Origin of the sequence: Dysgonomonas sp. HDW5A (assembly GCF_011299555.1) — a bacterium.
Taxonomy (GTDB): domain Bacteria; phylum Bacteroidota; class Bacteroidia; order Bacteroidales; family Dysgonomonadaceae; genus Dysgonomonas_A.
On sequence record NZ_CP049857.1, the window covers coordinates 2,715,954 to 2,733,355 of the forward strand.

At 39.7% G+C, this 17,402-nt stretch carries 11 protein-coding genes; all 11 read left to right on the forward strand.

Going from position 1 to position 17,402, the window contains the following annotated elements; translation table 11 throughout:
* Window positions 1-40 precede the first annotated feature (40 nt).
* The 11 genes from G7050_RS11295 (at window position 41) to cbiD (ending at window position 17,400) form a co-directional block, all read left to right on the forward strand.
* Window positions 41-2,215, forward strand: coding sequence for a TonB-dependent receptor (locus G7050_RS11295; protein ID WP_166115425.1), 2,175 nt, complete (start codon window positions 41-43; stop codon window positions 2,213-2,215).
* On the forward strand, window positions 2,215-3,138 hold the full coding sequence (locus G7050_RS11300) for a sirohydrochlorin cobaltochelatase (protein WP_166115427.1): 924 nt from the start codon (window positions 2,215-2,217) through the stop codon (window positions 3,136-3,138). The genes G7050_RS11295 and G7050_RS11300 overlap by 1 nt, the downstream gene beginning before the upstream one ends.
* Before the next feature lie 59 nt (window positions 3,139-3,197).
* On the forward strand, window positions 3,198-5,552 hold the full coding sequence (locus tag G7050_RS11305; protein ID WP_166115430.1) for a TonB-dependent siderophore receptor: 2,355 nt from the start codon (window positions 3,198-3,200) through the stop codon (window positions 5,550-5,552).
* A 1-nt stretch (window position 5,553) separates the two neighbouring features.
* Complete coding sequence (locus G7050_RS11310; RefSeq protein WP_166115432.1) at window positions 5,554-7,029, forward strand: PepSY domain-containing protein; 1,476 nt, start codon at window positions 5,554-5,556, stop codon at window positions 7,027-7,029.
* Complete coding sequence (locus G7050_RS11315) at window positions 7,029-8,498, forward strand: PepSY-associated TM helix domain-containing protein (protein ID WP_166115434.1); 1,470 nt, start codon at window positions 7,029-7,031, stop codon at window positions 8,496-8,498. The genes G7050_RS11310 and G7050_RS11315 overlap by 1 nt, the downstream gene beginning before the upstream one ends.
* A gap of 2 nt (window positions 8,499-8,500) precedes the next feature.
* Complete coding sequence (gene cobJ / locus G7050_RS11320; RefSeq protein WP_166115436.1) at window positions 8,501-9,913, forward strand: precorrin-3B C(17)-methyltransferase; 1,413 nt, start codon at window positions 8,501-8,503, stop codon at window positions 9,911-9,913.
* Window positions 9,914-10,467: 554 nt separating this feature from the next.
* Window positions 10,468-11,664 carry a precorrin-6y C5,15-methyltransferase (decarboxylating) subunit CbiE gene (gene cbiE, locus G7050_RS11325; RefSeq protein WP_166115438.1) on the forward strand — a complete coding sequence of 399 codons (1,197 nt, stop codon included), beginning with the start codon at window positions 10,468-10,470 and terminating at the stop codon, window positions 11,662-11,664.
* Window positions 11,661-13,481: a precorrin-4 C(11)-methyltransferase gene (gene cobM, locus G7050_RS11330; RefSeq protein WP_166115440.1), complete on the forward strand. Its 1,821-nt coding sequence runs from the start codon at window positions 11,661-11,663 to the stop codon at window positions 13,479-13,481. Before cbiE ends, cobM begins: the two co-directional genes overlap by 4 nt.
* Before the next feature lie 67 nt (window positions 13,482-13,548).
* Entirely contained in the window at window positions 13,549-14,586 is a 1,038-nt protein-coding gene (locus G7050_RS11335) for an iron ABC transporter permease (protein ID WP_166115442.1), read from the forward strand.
* Window positions 14,570-15,586, forward strand: a complete 1,017-nt coding sequence (locus G7050_RS11340) for an ABC transporter ATP-binding protein (protein ID WP_166115446.1) — start codon at window positions 14,570-14,572, stop codon at window positions 15,584-15,586. The genes G7050_RS11335 and G7050_RS11340 overlap by 17 nt, the downstream gene beginning before the upstream one ends.
* The gene (gene cbiD / locus G7050_RS11345; protein ID WP_166115449.1) at window positions 15,583-17,400 is read left to right on the forward strand and encodes a cobalt-precorrin-5B (C(1))-methyltransferase CbiD; all 1,818 of its coding nucleotides are present in this window, start codon (window positions 15,583-15,585) and stop codon (window positions 17,398-17,400) included. The genes G7050_RS11340 and cbiD overlap by 4 nt, the downstream gene beginning before the upstream one ends.
* Window positions 17,401-17,402 lie beyond the last annotated feature (2 nt).

Sequence of the window (17,402 nt, forward strand, 5' to 3'; positions counted from 1 at the left end):
GTCAAGAATATTTTTATAAACAATTTATTTTCATTCTTAAATGAGAAAGAAACTATTGCTGACGGCACTGGGGTGCTGTGTAGTAAGTGTTGCTTTGGCTCAGATGACTTTGCAAGGAAAAGTTGTTGATGAGGACGGGCAACCTGTATTGTGTGCAACGGTACGTTTGGAGAAAACGACAATCAGTGCAGTGACTAACGGCAAGGGCGAATTTGTATTCAAAGATGTGCCCAATGGTGAGTATGTAATGCGGACGAGTCGTATGGACTTCGAGACCCAAAAACACGATGTAAGCCGTACGGATAACAATCTGCTTATCCGGCTGAAAAAATCTTATTTAAACCTCAATGAGGTGGTTGTGACCGGAACAGGAACCTATCACCGCTTGAAAGACACTCCCGTTCCTGTTGAAGTAATAACTGCTAAAGAAATTGCTAATACGGGAGCTCTCAACTTCGAAGATGCCATATCGGCTTTATCTACTTCCATTAATACCAAAGGTGCTTACAATATAGTGATGAACGGACTCAGAAACAAGCAAGTACTGATTCTGGTCGATGGTAAGCGTCTAGCCGGTGATGTTGGAGGAGACAACGATCTGGAGCGTATCGACATGAGTAATATCAAACGCATAGAGGTGGTAAAAGGAGGTGCATCGTCGCTTTACGGATCCGAAGCAATGGGAGGCGTAATTAATATTATAACCAATACTCCTCAGAACTCGATGGATATTGTTTCCGCTACACGGATATCCAAATACGGTCAATTCAATCAGAATGCGAACGTTGGTTTTAAGGTTGGTAAATTTATATCGCAAACCACTTACCAACGCAGGCAGACCGAGGGATGGCAATTGAGTCCGTATGAAATAAAATCATTAAGCAAGCCTACTCGTGATACTTTGGTCGAAACAGGAAAGCAGGCTATGGCAGCTTATCACTCGAATACGGTTTCTCAGAAATTTGTATACAATCCGACAAAGAAATCGTCAGTTTATACCAAAGGGGTTTACTTCGATAAAAAAACAGACCGTCCCTATGCTGATTATGTTTACGATATGTTTTACAAAGATTATAATTTTGCTTTGGGCGGCGATTATCATTTCAGAAAACATATCAATTACATCACCTTCGACAGCTATTTTGATAACTACGAATACTATAAAGATTACCTCAAAAAGTCAGGAAAGTTTGAAGCCGGAGATCGTGATCTAACCAAGCGTCAACGTCTTTTTAATACCACCGTAAAAGGGGTATTTAGCCTGGGCGAAAATAACAAACTGAATACGGGTTTGGACTTTATGAATGAGTACATGAAGAACCCCGAAAGCTTGGCTGAATCAAAATCTGCATATACGATGGCATTTTATGCTCAGGATGAAATTAAAGTCATAGAGCGTCTCTCGGTAGTTGCTGGATTCCGTTTGCTTCATCACGAGACATTCAAGAATAAGTTTACTCCAAAAGCTTCGGCTATGTATGCTTTGGATCATTTCAATTTCAGAGCATCGTATGCAATGGGATTCAGGGCACCCAATTTGCAGGAGTTATATTATGATAAGATCTCGGGAAGTATGGTTAGTCAGGGAAATATTAACCTGAAACCCGAACGGTCTAATTACTTCTCTTTGAATACCGAATACATCAGCGATCATTTTACATTTTCGATAACAGGCTACATCAATAATATAAAAGATATTATCGACAGGCAGGTACAACCCTTGACTCCGGAGGATGAAGCAGGCGGAATCAAAACCCGTTATATGTATAATAATGTATCGAAAGCCCGTACACAAGGCGTAGATGTCGCCATAAATACTTTTCTGGGCGATGGATTTTCGATAGGAATCAATTACAGTTATTTGGATGCACGTAACAGGATAGATAACAAGCCATTGTTCGGGTCGAGCCGCCATACAGGAATTCTGAACGGAAACTGGATGAAAGAATGGAAAAGCTACCGATTGAATGTGAACCTGAATAGTCGTTTACAGAGCGAGACATATTACACAGATATGAATGCACGTCCTTTCCAGTTGTGGAATCTGGCAACCAGCCATTCTTTTACAGGGGCAAAGAATCTGATTTTTGAACCCGGATTCGGAATCGAGAATATATTTAATTTCAGAGATGAAAAACCTTTCGGGAGTAAATATGCAACTACTTCACCGGGAAGAACCGTATTTGCGAGCTTAACCTTAAAGTTTAAAAAGTAATGAAAAATCTGTTTCTTATATTATCAATCATTGCTTCGGTACTGAACGTATCTGCGCATGGTGGGAAAAACCACGAGCATTCTGATATTTTTGAGAATGTGCAAGCGGGCGATAAAGTTGCCATCTTGATGGTACACTTTGGAACGACACACGACGATACCCGTTCTTTAACCATAGATGCTATGAATAAAAAAGCTCAGGCAGAGTTTCCCGATGTAGAACTGCGTGAAGCATATACGGCACGTATAGTAATTAAGCGTCTGGGAGAAAGAGGAATCGTAAAACAAAAACCGTTGGATGTTCTGAACCAATTACAGAAGGAGGGGTATACCTATGTTTTGGTACAAACCTCTACTATAATTGATGGTGTGGAAATGGAATCTTTGCAGAAGGATATTGCCGAAGTGCAATCGCAATTCAAAGAAATCAGAATTGGCGATCCCTTGTTGTACAGTCCCGAAGATTACGAAAACCTGATAAATGTATTAACCAAAGATATTGATTCCCAAACTGCTTATGTTTGGGTAGGGCATGGAACCTATGATTCTAATACCGCACAATATGCAATGCTCGATTACATGCTGAAAGCTAAAGGACATAAAAATTGTTTTGTGGGAACTATCGAAGGATACCCGTCTTATGACGATATGTTGCAACAATTGAAAGCATCGGGATTGAAAAGAGTCGTACTTGTACCTCTTATGTTTGTTGCCGGAGAGCACGCCAAAAATGACATTGCCGAGGACTGGAAAACAGATCTGGAGAAAGAAGGCTATTCGGTGGATGTGAAAATGGAAGGATTGGGACAAAATCCCGAAATACAGGATCTATACATTTCCCATTTGAAGTTTATCTCAGGACATCGTAAAATCGGTATCATGGAAAAAAAAGCTATCTATGAAGTTACCGGTGAAAAGATGTAGTAGGGGCGTCAACCCTTTTTTCTCAAAACATATAGATATTCCCAATATATAAGGAAATCATGAAAAAAATAATTTTTTCTGCTATCGCATTGATGGCAGCGGTTGTTATGTCAGCTCAAAATAAGAGCATGGTAGATACAGTGTATTCTATCAGTGAAGTAGAAGTAGTAGATTTCAGTAGAAAAAAAGTAGAAATAGGCAAGTTGGATGTTCCCATCGAATATCTGCCGATGACCATAAATACAGTGTCTTTCAAAGACCTTGAAATACGAGGAATTACCAATATCGAAGACGCTGTAAAATTTCTTCCCGGTGTGCGTATGCAAACCTCTTACGGAGCATTTCAAACCCTTACGGTTCGAGGTTTTAATTATACCCCCATCATGGTGGATGGTATAAGGGATGAACGAACTATGATAAACTCTTATCCTGTGGCTGATCTTACGGATATCGAGTCGATGGAATTATTGAAAGGACCGGCATCGGTTCTTTACGGACAATCCGTTATCGGTGGAGTTCTCAATATTGTCAGAAAATCGCCTACTCCTTACAATGTGGTGAATGCTCGTATGGCGTATGGAAGTTGGGAGAACAAACAAGCTACCATGGATTTTGGCGGAAAGCTATACAAATCGGTCAATTATAGAGCATTACTCAATTATGCCGATCAGAACGGATGGAGGGATAACGGAAACAAACGTTTCTCGGGTTATTTTGCCTTAGCCTCTAAAATAGATGCCACAAGTAACATTGATGTTCGTGGAGGATTCAACCGTGACTGGTATGGTACAGAGATAGGTTTACCACCTAATATTACAAACGATGTGTACAGCAAAGATGGAACTCTGTTTCTTCAAAAAGGTCAGATGCAATCGGGGCTGAATAGAGAATCGCGTTACAACAGTCAGTCCGATTTTTTCCAAAACTACGGATGGAATGTTACCATGAAATACGATAAAAAGTTTGGCGACAATCTGAAACTTCAAAATTACGCTTCGTATTATGACGATGATATTAATTATTTCGGAACAGAAAGTCTAAAATATCTGGAGAGTAACGATGCTATTTATGATCATTTCTATCTCACCAAGAATAAAGCAGGAGACGAAATTCGCAAATATATCTGTCTCGATACCGTATATCTGGCATCTCCCCTGCGTTTTTCTCATATGGCGAAAACATTTAGCAATCAATTCGACTTGTCGGGAAGCTTTTATACAGGAAGTATTAAGCATAATTTCATCGGAGGATATACATTTTCGCAAATGAATCGTAACTCGTATACAGGGTATAATCTGGCACCCGTAAACGATCCGCTTAATAGCAAATACGATGTGTATGGTCCCGGTCTTTATTCACATTTGGCAGTAAATAATCCTCAAAGTATGGGTTATATGAATACCTCTTTCAGCAAGGCCAATATCACTAAAAGTTATATGCACAGTATCTACTTTCAGGATTTAGTGGAACTCGATGATAAATGGAAAGTGATGTTGGCAGGACGTTACGATTTCTTTAAGTATATGCGGGCAACAGCACCTACGTACGATGGCGAAAGACAATATCACCGATCGGAACAAACGGCATACAGCATTAATAATACATCGTCGTTTACCTATCGTGCAGGTGTTGTTTATATCCCGACAAAAGACCTTTCATTATATGGTTCAATGGCTTCGTTCTTTAATCCTTATCGTGATTTCTATGCTGAAAATGTAATCTATGTCGATGCAAATGGTAACAGGTTTTTTCCAACGGCAGGCAAAGAAATATTTAAACCTCAAACCGGTTACCAAGGTGAATTAGGAGTTCGTTATAATCTGGGAAAATATGCACAGGCAACAGGTAGTGTGTTTTATATCATAAAGAATAATGAAAAGAAAACCTTAAAAACGGGTGTTGTTGATGAAGACGGAATCACCAAATCGGTAGTGGGTCAGGTAGGTTCGTCTGAATCCAAAGGTTTCGATCTGGATATTACTGTTTTTCCTGCACAAGGACTTAATGTCATGCTAGGGTATGCATATACGGATGCTACTATTCGTGACTTAAAAACCAATGAGTATATGGAAACCGAAACCCAAAAAGGAAATATGTTGACCGGTGTTCCTAAAAATACATTCTTCGCAGCAGCCAATTATCTTATACAAAAAGGAGTATTTAAGAACTTGGGTTTTGTGGCTACCGCTTCGTCTATGGATAAAGTATATCGCAATACCGATAATACGTCTGAATACCCATCGTATTGGTTAGTTGATATGGGTGTTTCGTATAAGTTGAAAAATAACGTTCGCCTTTCGGCAAATGTAAATAATGTATTCGATAAAGAATATTTCAATCAGTCGTTAGGCTCTCAGATGGTTCCAAGTATGCCTCGTAATTTTTTGCTTACAATGGCTTATTCTCTAAGATAATATGCTAAAAAGAATCATATATTCTATTCACAGGGTGCTGGGGACTTGCCTCTGTATCCTATTCCTTATGTGGTTTTTGTCGGGTTTTGTGATGATTTATCACAACTTTCCGAGAGTAACACCGCAAGACCGTAACCGAGCAATAGGTATACTTTCTGCTGATATGCCCGAAATAGAGGAGGTGCTTAACCGCATTTATCCGGATACTTCGATTCAAAAAATCAACCTGAAAATAACAAGTTACGGACAATCGGCTTTTGAAATCTCAACCAAAGACAGCAGCTATAATCTTGTTGCCGATTCGAGCGAGTTTATTCGAAAAGTAAGCTATGCACAAATCGAAAATTATGCCCAGAAATGGTGTTCTGCTGATATTGTGAAAGTAGATACACTAAGTGAAGTAGATCAATGGATACCTTTTAACCGATTGGCAAAAGATATGCCTATCTATAAATTTCACTTTGGAGATTCCGAAAAGCATCAGCTTTATATATCGTCACGTAGGGGAGAGGCTCTACAGTTTACCGATAAAAACAGTCGCTTTTGGGCATGGTTGGGAGCTATTCCACATTGGGTTTATTTTACTTCGCTGCGTCAGGACGGAGAATTATGGAATACTACCGTTATTTGGTTGTCGGGTTTAGGATCTGTTATGTGCCTATTAGGATTTGGTCTGGGTATTTATATGCTCGTAAAGCAATATCGAAGGAAGAAGAAACTAGGCACACCTTACCGAAAGTTCTCTTATAAATGGCATCATGTATTAGGTTTCGTCTTTGGGATATTCGTCTTCACTTTTGTATTTAGTGGGATGATGTCATTGGCAAGTATTCCCGATTGGATTATCAAGGAAAGTAAACCATCGGGCAGACGAGGAATGTTCGGCTCTTCATCCATGTTAAAAACACAAGCCTATCAATTAGATTATCGGGCGATCTTATTATACTATGCCAATGATGTAAAGTCTCTTGAGTGGACAGGCTTTGACAATACTCCGATCTATAAAGTCGTAACTACCGATAGTACCTATGTGTTGGATGCTTCTGCAAATAATATAACTCCACTCATTCTTACGGAGCAAGTTGTAAAAGATAAATATACGAGTCAACATAAAGAACCGATTGCTGTGTCGGTAATGACCGAATACGATAACTATTATGTCGATCGTAAGAATAAATTACCATTGCCCGTTTACAAAATAGATATAGATGATGCAGACAGAACGACTTATTATGTGAATCCTCAAACGGGAGATGTACGTTCTTTCACTACAAAATCACGCATGCACAAATGGATGTATCAGGGATTGCATAGCTTCAACTTTAAGTTTTTGGCAGAACATCCCATTCTGTGGAATATGGTTATGTGGGTAATTATGATCGGCGGAACGTTGGTGTCGTTAAGCGGTGTCTTACTCAGTTATAAATACCTGCGACGAAAGTTTAAACGATTAACAAAAAAGAATTGTAAAGAATAATGATACGAAAGTTTATATATTTCATCCACAGGGTATTGGGAGCAGTAGTTAGCCTACTGTTCCTAATGTGGTTTATTACAGGATTGGTTTTGGTGTACCATCCTTTTCCGAATGTAACCCAAGAAGAAAAGAATCAGAGGCTCGAGATTTTGCCAGATTCTCTGCCCGATATTATGACTCTTGTAAACAAATTGCCGGAGGGCGTATCTGTCCGAAAAATGCAATTGAGTCAATTGCAGGGGCAGACACTGCTATCCATATCTACTAAAGAAAACGAATATGTATTCAATGCCGATACTACCGAGAAAGTAAAGCCTTTAAACTATCAGGCAATCGAAAATATAGCAAAAGCATGGAGCAATGCACCCATCGAAAGGGTTGATACTCTGAAAGAATTGGAGCAATGGATCATGTACAGCAAGTATGAAAAGGAGCTGCCGATCTATAAGTTTTATTTTGCCGATGATGAGAAACATCAATTGTACATATCATCCCAAAGTGGAGAGGTACAACAATTTACCGATAAAGATAGCCGATTTTGGTCGTGGGTAGGCTTTATTCCGCATACCTTTTATGTACCTGCATTACGTAAACATACACAAACGTGGATACTTACTATTACTGTATTGGCTTCGCTCGGACTCGTGATGTGTTTAGCTGGTGTATATGTTGGAGTAGATGCTTATTACAGAAGATATAAGCGAAAAGCGAAGTTCGAAAGTCCTTATCGAAAGCGTTGGTATTGGTGGCATCATGTAGTGGGTATGATCTTCGGGATATTTCTTCTCTCTTGGGCATTTAGCGGAGTCATGTCGTTGCGAAAAGTACCTCAATGGATGGTGAAAACGCATGAGGAATATAAAATCCCCATGAAAATAAAAGGCAAAAGAATATCCCTCGATAAGTATCAGTTTGACTATAAATTATTGAAACAGACTTATCCCGAACTGAAGCAAATAGAGTGGACTCATTTTCAGGGGATACCTATCTATGAAATTGTTGCAGGTAACCAGACTCTTTTTATAGATGCCTCCTCAAACGAAGCTAAGGAGTTATTTTTACCTTATGAGGCGGTCGAAAAATCAATACGTGCTATTCATGGTGATAGTGTTGCCTTTACCGTGAAACTGATAAGCGAGTATGAAGACTATTATTTGCCTTGGAAACGGGATTTGGGTTTACCAGCCTATAAAGTAGAGGTTTCCGATGCAGACAAGATCCTCTATTATATAAATGCAAAAACAGGCGATTATAAATACCTCAATCAGAACCGTAAAGCTCGTAAATGGATGTTTCAGGCATTACATTATTTCCATATCAAATGGCTGATGGACAGACCTGTTCTCTGGACTGTGGTTTTGTGGACATTATCCATCGGTTGTATCATTGTTTCCGGTACAGGAGTTTGGTTGAGTTGGAAGTTTTTTAGACGTAAATGGAAGCAGAATTGTAAAATAAAAAAAGTATAAATATGATAAAAGGAAAAATTATAGTAGCCGGTATAGGTCCCGGATCAAAAGAAGATATAACCCCGGCAGTACTCGAAGCCGTAAAAGTTTCGGATGTGATTGTGGGGTATAAATATTATTTTCAGTTTATCACCGATTTTGTAAAACCCGATGCACAATGTATAGATACGGGCATGAAGAAAGAACGTCAACGAGCCGAAGAAGCATTTCGCTATGCAGAAGAAGGTAATGCCGTTTGTGTAATCAGTTCGGGCGATTCGGGTATTTACGGCATGGCTCCTCTCATCTATGAGATGAAAAAGGAAAAGCAAAGCGATATCGAGGTTGAAGTATTGCCCGGTATCAGTGCCTTTCAGAAAGCGGCTGCTATTTTGGGAGCACCCATCGGTCACGATTTCTGCATTATATCAATGTCCGATTTAATGACGCCTTGGGACAGAATCGAAAAGCGTATAATAGCAGCCTCATCAGCCGATTTTGTGACAGCTATTTATAACCCTAAAAGCAATGGCAGATACTGGCAATTATACCGATTGGTAGAATTGTTTCTCAAAGACCGTTCGCCCGATACACCGATTGGATATGTGCGTCAGGCAGGTCGTGACGAGCAGGAAGTGAAAGTTACTACACTCGGCGAATTTGACCCCGAAGACGTAGATATGTTTACGATTGTCATTATCGGTAATTCGCAGTCGTACCGTTTTCAGGAAGATAAAATAATCACGCCTCGAGGATATTATCGAGAAGATGAGGTCGAAGGAGCTAAAAGTCTGGGACAGGATATAATGATCCGCAGTTTCAGAACCATCGAAAGCGAATTGAAGAACAAGGATATACCACTCGATAAGAAATGGGCATTGCTTCATGCAACACATACTACTGCCGATTTTGATATGGAAGATGTTCTCTATACAGATGAAAATGCAGTAGCCAATCTCTACAAAGAATTTACCGAAGGAACCGTTCGAACCATTATCACCGATGTTACTATGGTCGTTTCGGGCATCCGCAAAGGGGCTTTGGAACGTATGGGCATAGAGGCGAAATGTTATCTGCATGACCCTCGTGTTGCCGAGCTGGCACAATCTAAAGGTATTACCCGTACACAAGCAGGAATTCGTTTGGCAGTAGAGGAATATCCGGATGCTTTGTATGCTTTTGGTAATGCTCCGACAGCCTTAATAGAGTTGTGCGAATTGGTACGTAAAGGCAAAGCAAATCCCATCGGCATTATTGCTGCACCCGTGGGGTTTGTGAATGTGCGTGAATCGAAACACATGACTAAACCATTTAAAAATATCTCGAAAATAATTATCGAAGGACGAAAAGGTGGTAGTAATTTAGCGGCAACACTTGTCAATTCAATTCTTACTTTTGATGATGCAGAACAATTAAAACCGGGTAGAGATGTGTGAGTTATAGTTGATAATATGCGTTTTTTTAAATTATAGTTTTTACTACGCGCAATCAGAGATTGCTTGTATTTCTTTTGCCCAAAGCCGCAAAAGAAATCAAAAAGGCTTTGTGCCCCGTGGTTCGCCTGCCAGACTACACTTGTGAGCTAAACTAAACCTATTGCCTATCGGCACGTTCAGTTTTACGCTCACTTCGCTGGTCTGACAACGGCTGCACCACTCACGCACCGAGGCTGACGCACGCAAAACGGAATATCGTCCGTCAGGTTTACGACCTTGTCGATTGCACGGGGCACCCGCCAGGCTAAGAAAGCGTTAAGAAACAAAAGGATATGGTTCGCAAACGTTTTCTTTTGTTTTAGCTTTCGAGTCCGTGGTGGGTCGGGCAAGAGGCACAGTCTTGATCTTTTGTTTCGTTTTGCATCAAGGTAAAATGAAAAACAAACCCATAAGGGTGCGTTAGTAAAATTGAATACTTAATTTTAATAACTGATTTTGCATGAAGTATAAAATAGTGGAGGCGAATAATTATTCGCCCGATAAATCAATCTAATATGAGATTTTACGTAATAGGTATTGATGATAATCAGCAACAATATTTCTCACCCGAAATAAAGAAGGTGATAAGTGCTCATACTGTTTTTTCGGGAGGAGCACGTCATCATGAAATTGCAGAACCATTTCTACCCATAGAATATATATGGATTGATATAGTTGTGCCTTTGAAAAATGTATTTCAACAATACCAGTCGCATCATGAAATAGTTGTTTTTGCTTCAGGTGATCCTCTTTTCTTTGGATTTGCAAATACCATTCAGCGGGAAATGTCTGAGGCTGAAATTATGTTATACCCTTCGTTCAATTCATTGCAAATGTTGGCTCATCGTTTGGTGTTGCCTTATCAGGATATGCATATTGTTTCGCTGACGGGGCGTCCTTGGTTGAAATTCGATCAGGCTTTGATCGAAGGACAACCCAAAATAGGAGTGTTGACCGATAACAAAGAACATATTCCATCGGCTATTGCAGAACGAATGCTGGAATATGGGTATGATAACTACATCATGAATATTGGTGAATTACTCGGTAATAAGGAAAAAGAGAAAGTCTCGACTTTAGAACTGAAAGACGTTGTAGATAAGACCTTTCAATTTCCCAATAATCTGATCTTGATAAAGACCGAGACACGAAATCGTCCGTTTGGTATTCCCGAAACAGACTTTCATTTATTGAATGGAAGAGCAAAAATGATAACTAAAATGCCGATCCGGTTACTATCCCTTAGTTTATTAGATTTGAGAGATAAGTCGGTATTTTGGGATGTCGGTTTTTGTACAGGATCGGTTTCAGTAGAAGCTAAAATGCAGTTTCCTCATCTCGATATTTTTGCATTCGAGCAAAGGAGCGAAGGGACAGAATTAATGCAGACCAATACTCGCAGATTTGGTACACCCGGTATAACTGCACTTATAGGTGATTTTACTCAGACTGATGTATCCAGATTACCTGCCCCCGATGCGGTGTTTATTGGAGGACATGGTGGTAAAATGAATGAGATAGTGGCGAAACTTACCGAAGTTCTGAACCCCAATGGGGTAATTGTATTCAATTCGGTATCGGACGAAAGTCGCAATATGTTTTTAGATGCCATAAAAAATAATGGTTTGAAACTAGAACAAAGTATAACAATTAAAGTAGACGATTTCAATGCAATTGATGTAATGAAAGCAATAAAAATAGATAGACAATGACAAAAACAGCAATCATACTAACCTCAGAAAGTAGCCTAGCGTTAGCACAAACTATAAAGAAAGATTTAGCAAATGCACGGATCTATACCAAAGCCGAAATTGAAGGTACAGTTCAGATATCATCAATAAATGACTGCGTAGAAGAACTATTCAATAAAGTAGAATCTCTCATTTTTATTGGTGCGATGGGTATTTGTGTGCGAAGCATAGCCCCTTATATTGTAGATAAATACACCGACCCTGCTGTTGTAAATATCGACAGTACGGGGCGATATGTAGTCTCGGTTTTGTCGGGTCATGTTGGTGGTGCCAATGATCTATCGAAACAAATAGCTAATATTATTGGTGGCGAGGCGGTAATTACGACTCAAAGCGATAATACAAACCTCTGGGCATTAGATACTATAGGAAATAAATTCGGATGGGTGACTGATTCTAATGCGGCTAACTTTAATTATCCGTTGACCTCTTTTGTTAATAAAAAACAGACAGCTCTCTTACTCGATATTAATGATGAAGGGACAAAATATCTAGAGCGTACAACACCCGAGCATGTTGATGTATACTATAAATACGAGGATATTAACTTGCATAAATATGAATTGCTGATAGCCGTAACACCTTATCTTTATCCCGATGCAGGTATTCAGGTAATTTATTATCATCCCAAAGTGTTACACTTGGGTGTTGGATGTCGTAAAGACTGCGACCCTAAAGGCATTACGGATTATCTTTCTACAGAAATAAAGGGATTGAATATTGCTATGTCTTCTATAAAAGACATTTCTTCTATTGATCTGAAAAAAGATGAAGCTTTATTAGAAGATATTCAGGTCTTCTTTAAGAATATTACTGTTAATATTTACTCTGCTGATGAACTGAAAGACATAGAAGTACCCAACCCTTCTCAAAAAGTAAAAGAAGTAACTTCTGTCTCGAGTGTATCGGAAGCTACCGCAATTAAAAGTGCCAATGGAGGTCCGCTTATCTTAGAAAAGCAAAAAGCGGTTTTAAGTGCGGGTAACGATTTTACGTTTGCTATTGCTATTGACAAGGAAGCTATTCGCCAAGGACATATCGAAATAGTAGGAGCAGGTCCCGGTGACCCCGATTTGATTTCGGTAAAAGGTCGTTACTTTCTGGAAGCAGCCGATTTGATCCTCTATGCAGGAAGCCTTGTACCTGTCGAACTTACTTATTGTGCCAAGCAAGGGGCAGTGGTAAGAAGTTCGGCTTCGATGGATTTGGAGGAGCAATTTTCAATCATGAAAGAGTTTTATGACAAAGGAAAATTAGTAGTTCGTCTGCATACCGGAGACCCATGTATTTACGGAGCTATACAAGAGCAGATGGCATTTTTTGATGAATATAAAATGTCGTATCATATTACTCCCGGCATATCTTCCTTTTTGGCTGCGGCTGCCGCTTTGGAATCGCAATTCACCATTCCCGAGAAAGTGCAGACTATTATATTGACTCGAGGGGAGGGGAGAACGCCCATGCCCGAAAAGGAAAAATTGCACTTGCTGGCTCAATCGCAAAGTACCATGTGTATATTCCTCAGTGCAACTATTGTAGATCAAGTTCAGGAAGAATTATTAGTACATTATCCACCTACAACACCCGTAGCAGCATGCTATAAACTGACATGGAAAGATGAGCGTATCTATCGGGGCGAGTTAAAGGATTTAGCAAAGATTATCAAAGAAAACAATCTGACCTTAACTACTATGATTGTTGTGGGTGAAGCAATCGGTAACCGTGAAGGCTTATCGAAATTATACTCTAATCAGTTTAAACATTTATTTAGAAAGTAAGGTCTCAGACTTATTTAATTGTCTGTAATACAGTATTAAATATTTGTTGTTACCTATACCAAATAAAATGAACAAAAAGCATTTTACATCATTTACAATCATATTGGTTTCTATTGTGGTATTCTTTTTACTGAATCTCATACTGGGAACTATATCAATTCCCCTTCGCTCCATTTGGAATATTATCTGGCATACGGGGGACGAACCTGTTATCTGGCAAAATATAGTCTGGAAATCACGATTTCCACAAACCATAACCGCATTATTTGCAGGAGCAGGATTAGCCATTAGCGGATTGCAAATGCAAACCGCATTCAGAAATCCGTTGGCAGGGCCTTCCGAATTGGGTATAAGTTCGGGGGCAAGCTTAGGTGTTGCTCTTATGATATTACTATCTGGAAGTTTGGGAGGTGTTGCCCTCAGCAAAGTCGGATTCTTTGGAGAGGTAGCCATTTCGTTTGCAGCCATTGTGGGTGCATTTGCGGTTATGGCTATTATTATAGCCATTTCGCAACGGATAAGAGGGAATGTAATTCTTCTGATTATCGGTGTGATGATAGGTTATATTGCAAGTGCCATAATAGGTGTACTTAAGTTTTTTAGTAACGATGAAGATGTACGGGCGTATGTTATCTGGGGGTTAGGTAGCTTCTCTAAAGTGTCAGGTGATCAGGTGTATACATTTGCAGGCATTATGCTTGTGTTGATACCCCTGTCTTTTCTTCTCATAAAAACACTTAACCTCATGCTATTGGGCGAAAGTTATGCACGCAATTTGGGATTAAATATCAAGCGGTCACGATTATTAGTAATTACTTGTTCGTGTGTTCTTACAGCCATTATTACCGCCTATTGCGGGCCCATTGTATTTTTAGGGCTGGCTGTACCACATTTGTGCAGAACCATATTTCAGACATCCGATCACCGCATACTTATGCCTGCTGTTACATTGGCAGGAGCTTCTCTATCATTGTTTTGCAATCTGATTGCCCGTATGCCGGGTATGGAAGGTGCATTGCCTATCAACTCGGTAACGGCACTTATCGGTGCACCTATTGTGATTTCTGTATTATTCGGAAAAAGAAAAAATGAAATTAGTGAATAAACAACGAACCATACAACTAAGAAACTTATCCATTGGGTATCTCACCAAGAATAACCGAAAGATAGTTGCATCGGATATCAATGCAGATATATTCAGTGGCGAACTTACCTGTCTATTAGGAGCAAACGGTATCGGAAAGTCAACTCTACTTCGGACATTATCCGCATTTCAACCCAAACTCGGCGGACAAATATATATCGAAGGAAAAGAAATAGAAACGTATTCAGAGAAACAACTCTCTACTTTGATAGGAGTAGTACTTACCGAAAAGTGCGATATCAAAAACATGACGGCTCGCGAACTAATCGGTTTAGGTAGAAGCCCCTATACTGGCTTTTGGGGAACACTCAGCGATACAGACAAGGCAATTGTGGATAAAGCCATATCGATGGTGAAGATCGAAAACCTTGCCTCCCGAATGATGCATACCTTAAGCGATGGCGAACGCCAAAAAGTAATGATTACAAAAGCATTGGCACAAGAAACCCCAATTATCTTTTTGGACGAACCAACCGCATTTCTTGATTTTCCGAGTAAAGTCGAGATTATGCAATTGCTTCATCGATTATCACGTCAAACCAATAAAACGATATTCTTATCGACTCACGATTTAGAACTGGCACTTCAAATTGCTGATAAAATATGGTTGATCGACAAACAATCGGGCATCAATATAGGCACTCCCGAAGACCTGTCATTGAGCGGACACCTTACCTCTTTCTTTGCCCGAAAGGGAATTCTATTTGATGAGGAAACAGGCTTATTTCGAATCGAAAACACATATACCAAACAGATTAAATTGACAGGACATGGGCAAATGTACTCTATGGTTCGAAAAGCCCTGCTCCGCAACGGAATATTAGCTACCCGAAATATAGAGTCGGTAGATTATATAGAAGTTACTAACGGAGAAAATAAAGAAATAAAGATATTTCAATCAGATAAAGAACCCGTATCGGTTTACAGTATAGCAACACTACTCGATACATTAAAACTATGATACTTATATTAGGAGGAACAACCGAAGGACGCCATGCAGTAACCGTGTGCGATGAAGCATCAAAATCTTATTATTATTCGACTAAAGGCGAATCGCAGGAGATAATTTGTGCAAATGGCACTCGTCTGACAGGAGCATTAGATGAAAATGCGATGGAAGCTATTTGTATAGAAAAGAACATTCGCCTTTTGGTAGATGCTGCCCATCCGTTTGCAGTGGTTCTTCATCAGACAATTGCTAAAGTATCCGAGAAATTGAATATCCCCGTTGTTCGTTACGAAAGAAGCTATCCCGAACACGATGAAGATATTATTTGGTGCGATTCGTATGACGATGCTATTAATTACCTCGAAAGACATAACATAGATAATCTTCTGGCATTAACAGGAGTAAATACCCTTGTGAAGTTAAAACCCTATTGGCAATCACATAATTGCTGGTTCAGAATATTAGATAGGCAAGAATCAAGAGCATTGGTTGATGAAGTACAATTTCCATTCGAAAAGATTATTTATTATCAGCAGGGAGAAGACGATACGCCTCTATTCGAGAAGCTACAACCCGAAGCAATAATAACCAAAGAAAGTGGTGAATCGGGAGGCTTCAACGAGAAAGTAAAGGCTGCCCGAGAATTAAATATCCCTGTTTTAGCAGTAAAACGTCCGCCCTTATCTCTCCATTTTATTCCTGTACATGGCGAAAATGGATTGCGGAAAATGATAGAAAAGTTAGTTCCTGATTTTTTCGAGTTAAGAACGGGATATACTACGGGAACTTGTGCAACGGCAGCCACAAAAGCTGCTCTTACAGCATTATTAACAGGCAATCAGTTAAACGAAATAAGCATAACTCTACCTAGTGGCGAATGGATATACATACCTATCGAAGCAACTACTTTTGGAGATAACGAAGTTACTTGTATCGTGATTAAAGACGCAGGAGACGACCCCGATGTAACCAATAAGCAGGAAATAACATCAACTGTACGATTAAATACGGAAAAAAGAGGTGTACATTTTCTACAGGGAAAAGGAGTCGGTGTTGTAACTCTACCTGGTTTAGGATTGGAGATAGGAGGTCCTGCCATCAACGCAACACCTCGAAAGATGATAAAGCGGGAAGTATTCAAAGTACTTCGTCACAATCAATATAAACTGCCCGATCATAGTATTCGTATCGGTGTAGATGTAACTATTGCGGTTCCCAATGGTGAAGAGATAGCCAAGCGGACATTCAATCCTAAATTAGGAATCATTGGAGGAATATCTATTATAGGAACTTCGGGAGTCGTAAAACCTTTTTCTTCGGATGCTTTCATTCGATCCATACGCAGAGAGATGGGGGTAACCAAAGCTCTCTATTGCGAGCGTGTAGTAATCAATTCAGGAGCGAAGAGCGAAAAAATCGTGAAGCAGCTGTATCCAGAATTACCCGGTCAGGCTTTTATTCACTACGGAAATTTTATTGGTGAAACAATAAAAATAGCTGCCGATCTGGGCTTTAAATACGTAACTATGGGTATTATGCTCGGAAAAGCCGTAAAGCTTGCCGAAGGCTCATTGGATACGCACAGCAAAAAAGTGGTGATGAATAAAGAATTTCTTTCGGATATAGCCGTGCAGGCTGGTTGCTCAGACTCAACCATCGAAGCCATGCAGAATATTACTTTAGCACGTCAATTATGGGAAATTATCCCCGAGACTAAATTCTTCTCGTTGATTATACAAAAATGTCATGAAGTATGTACACCTCTTCTGCCCGATGGTGAGCTGACTGTTTTTCTGATTGACGAGGAGGGTAAAATAATACGATAAAG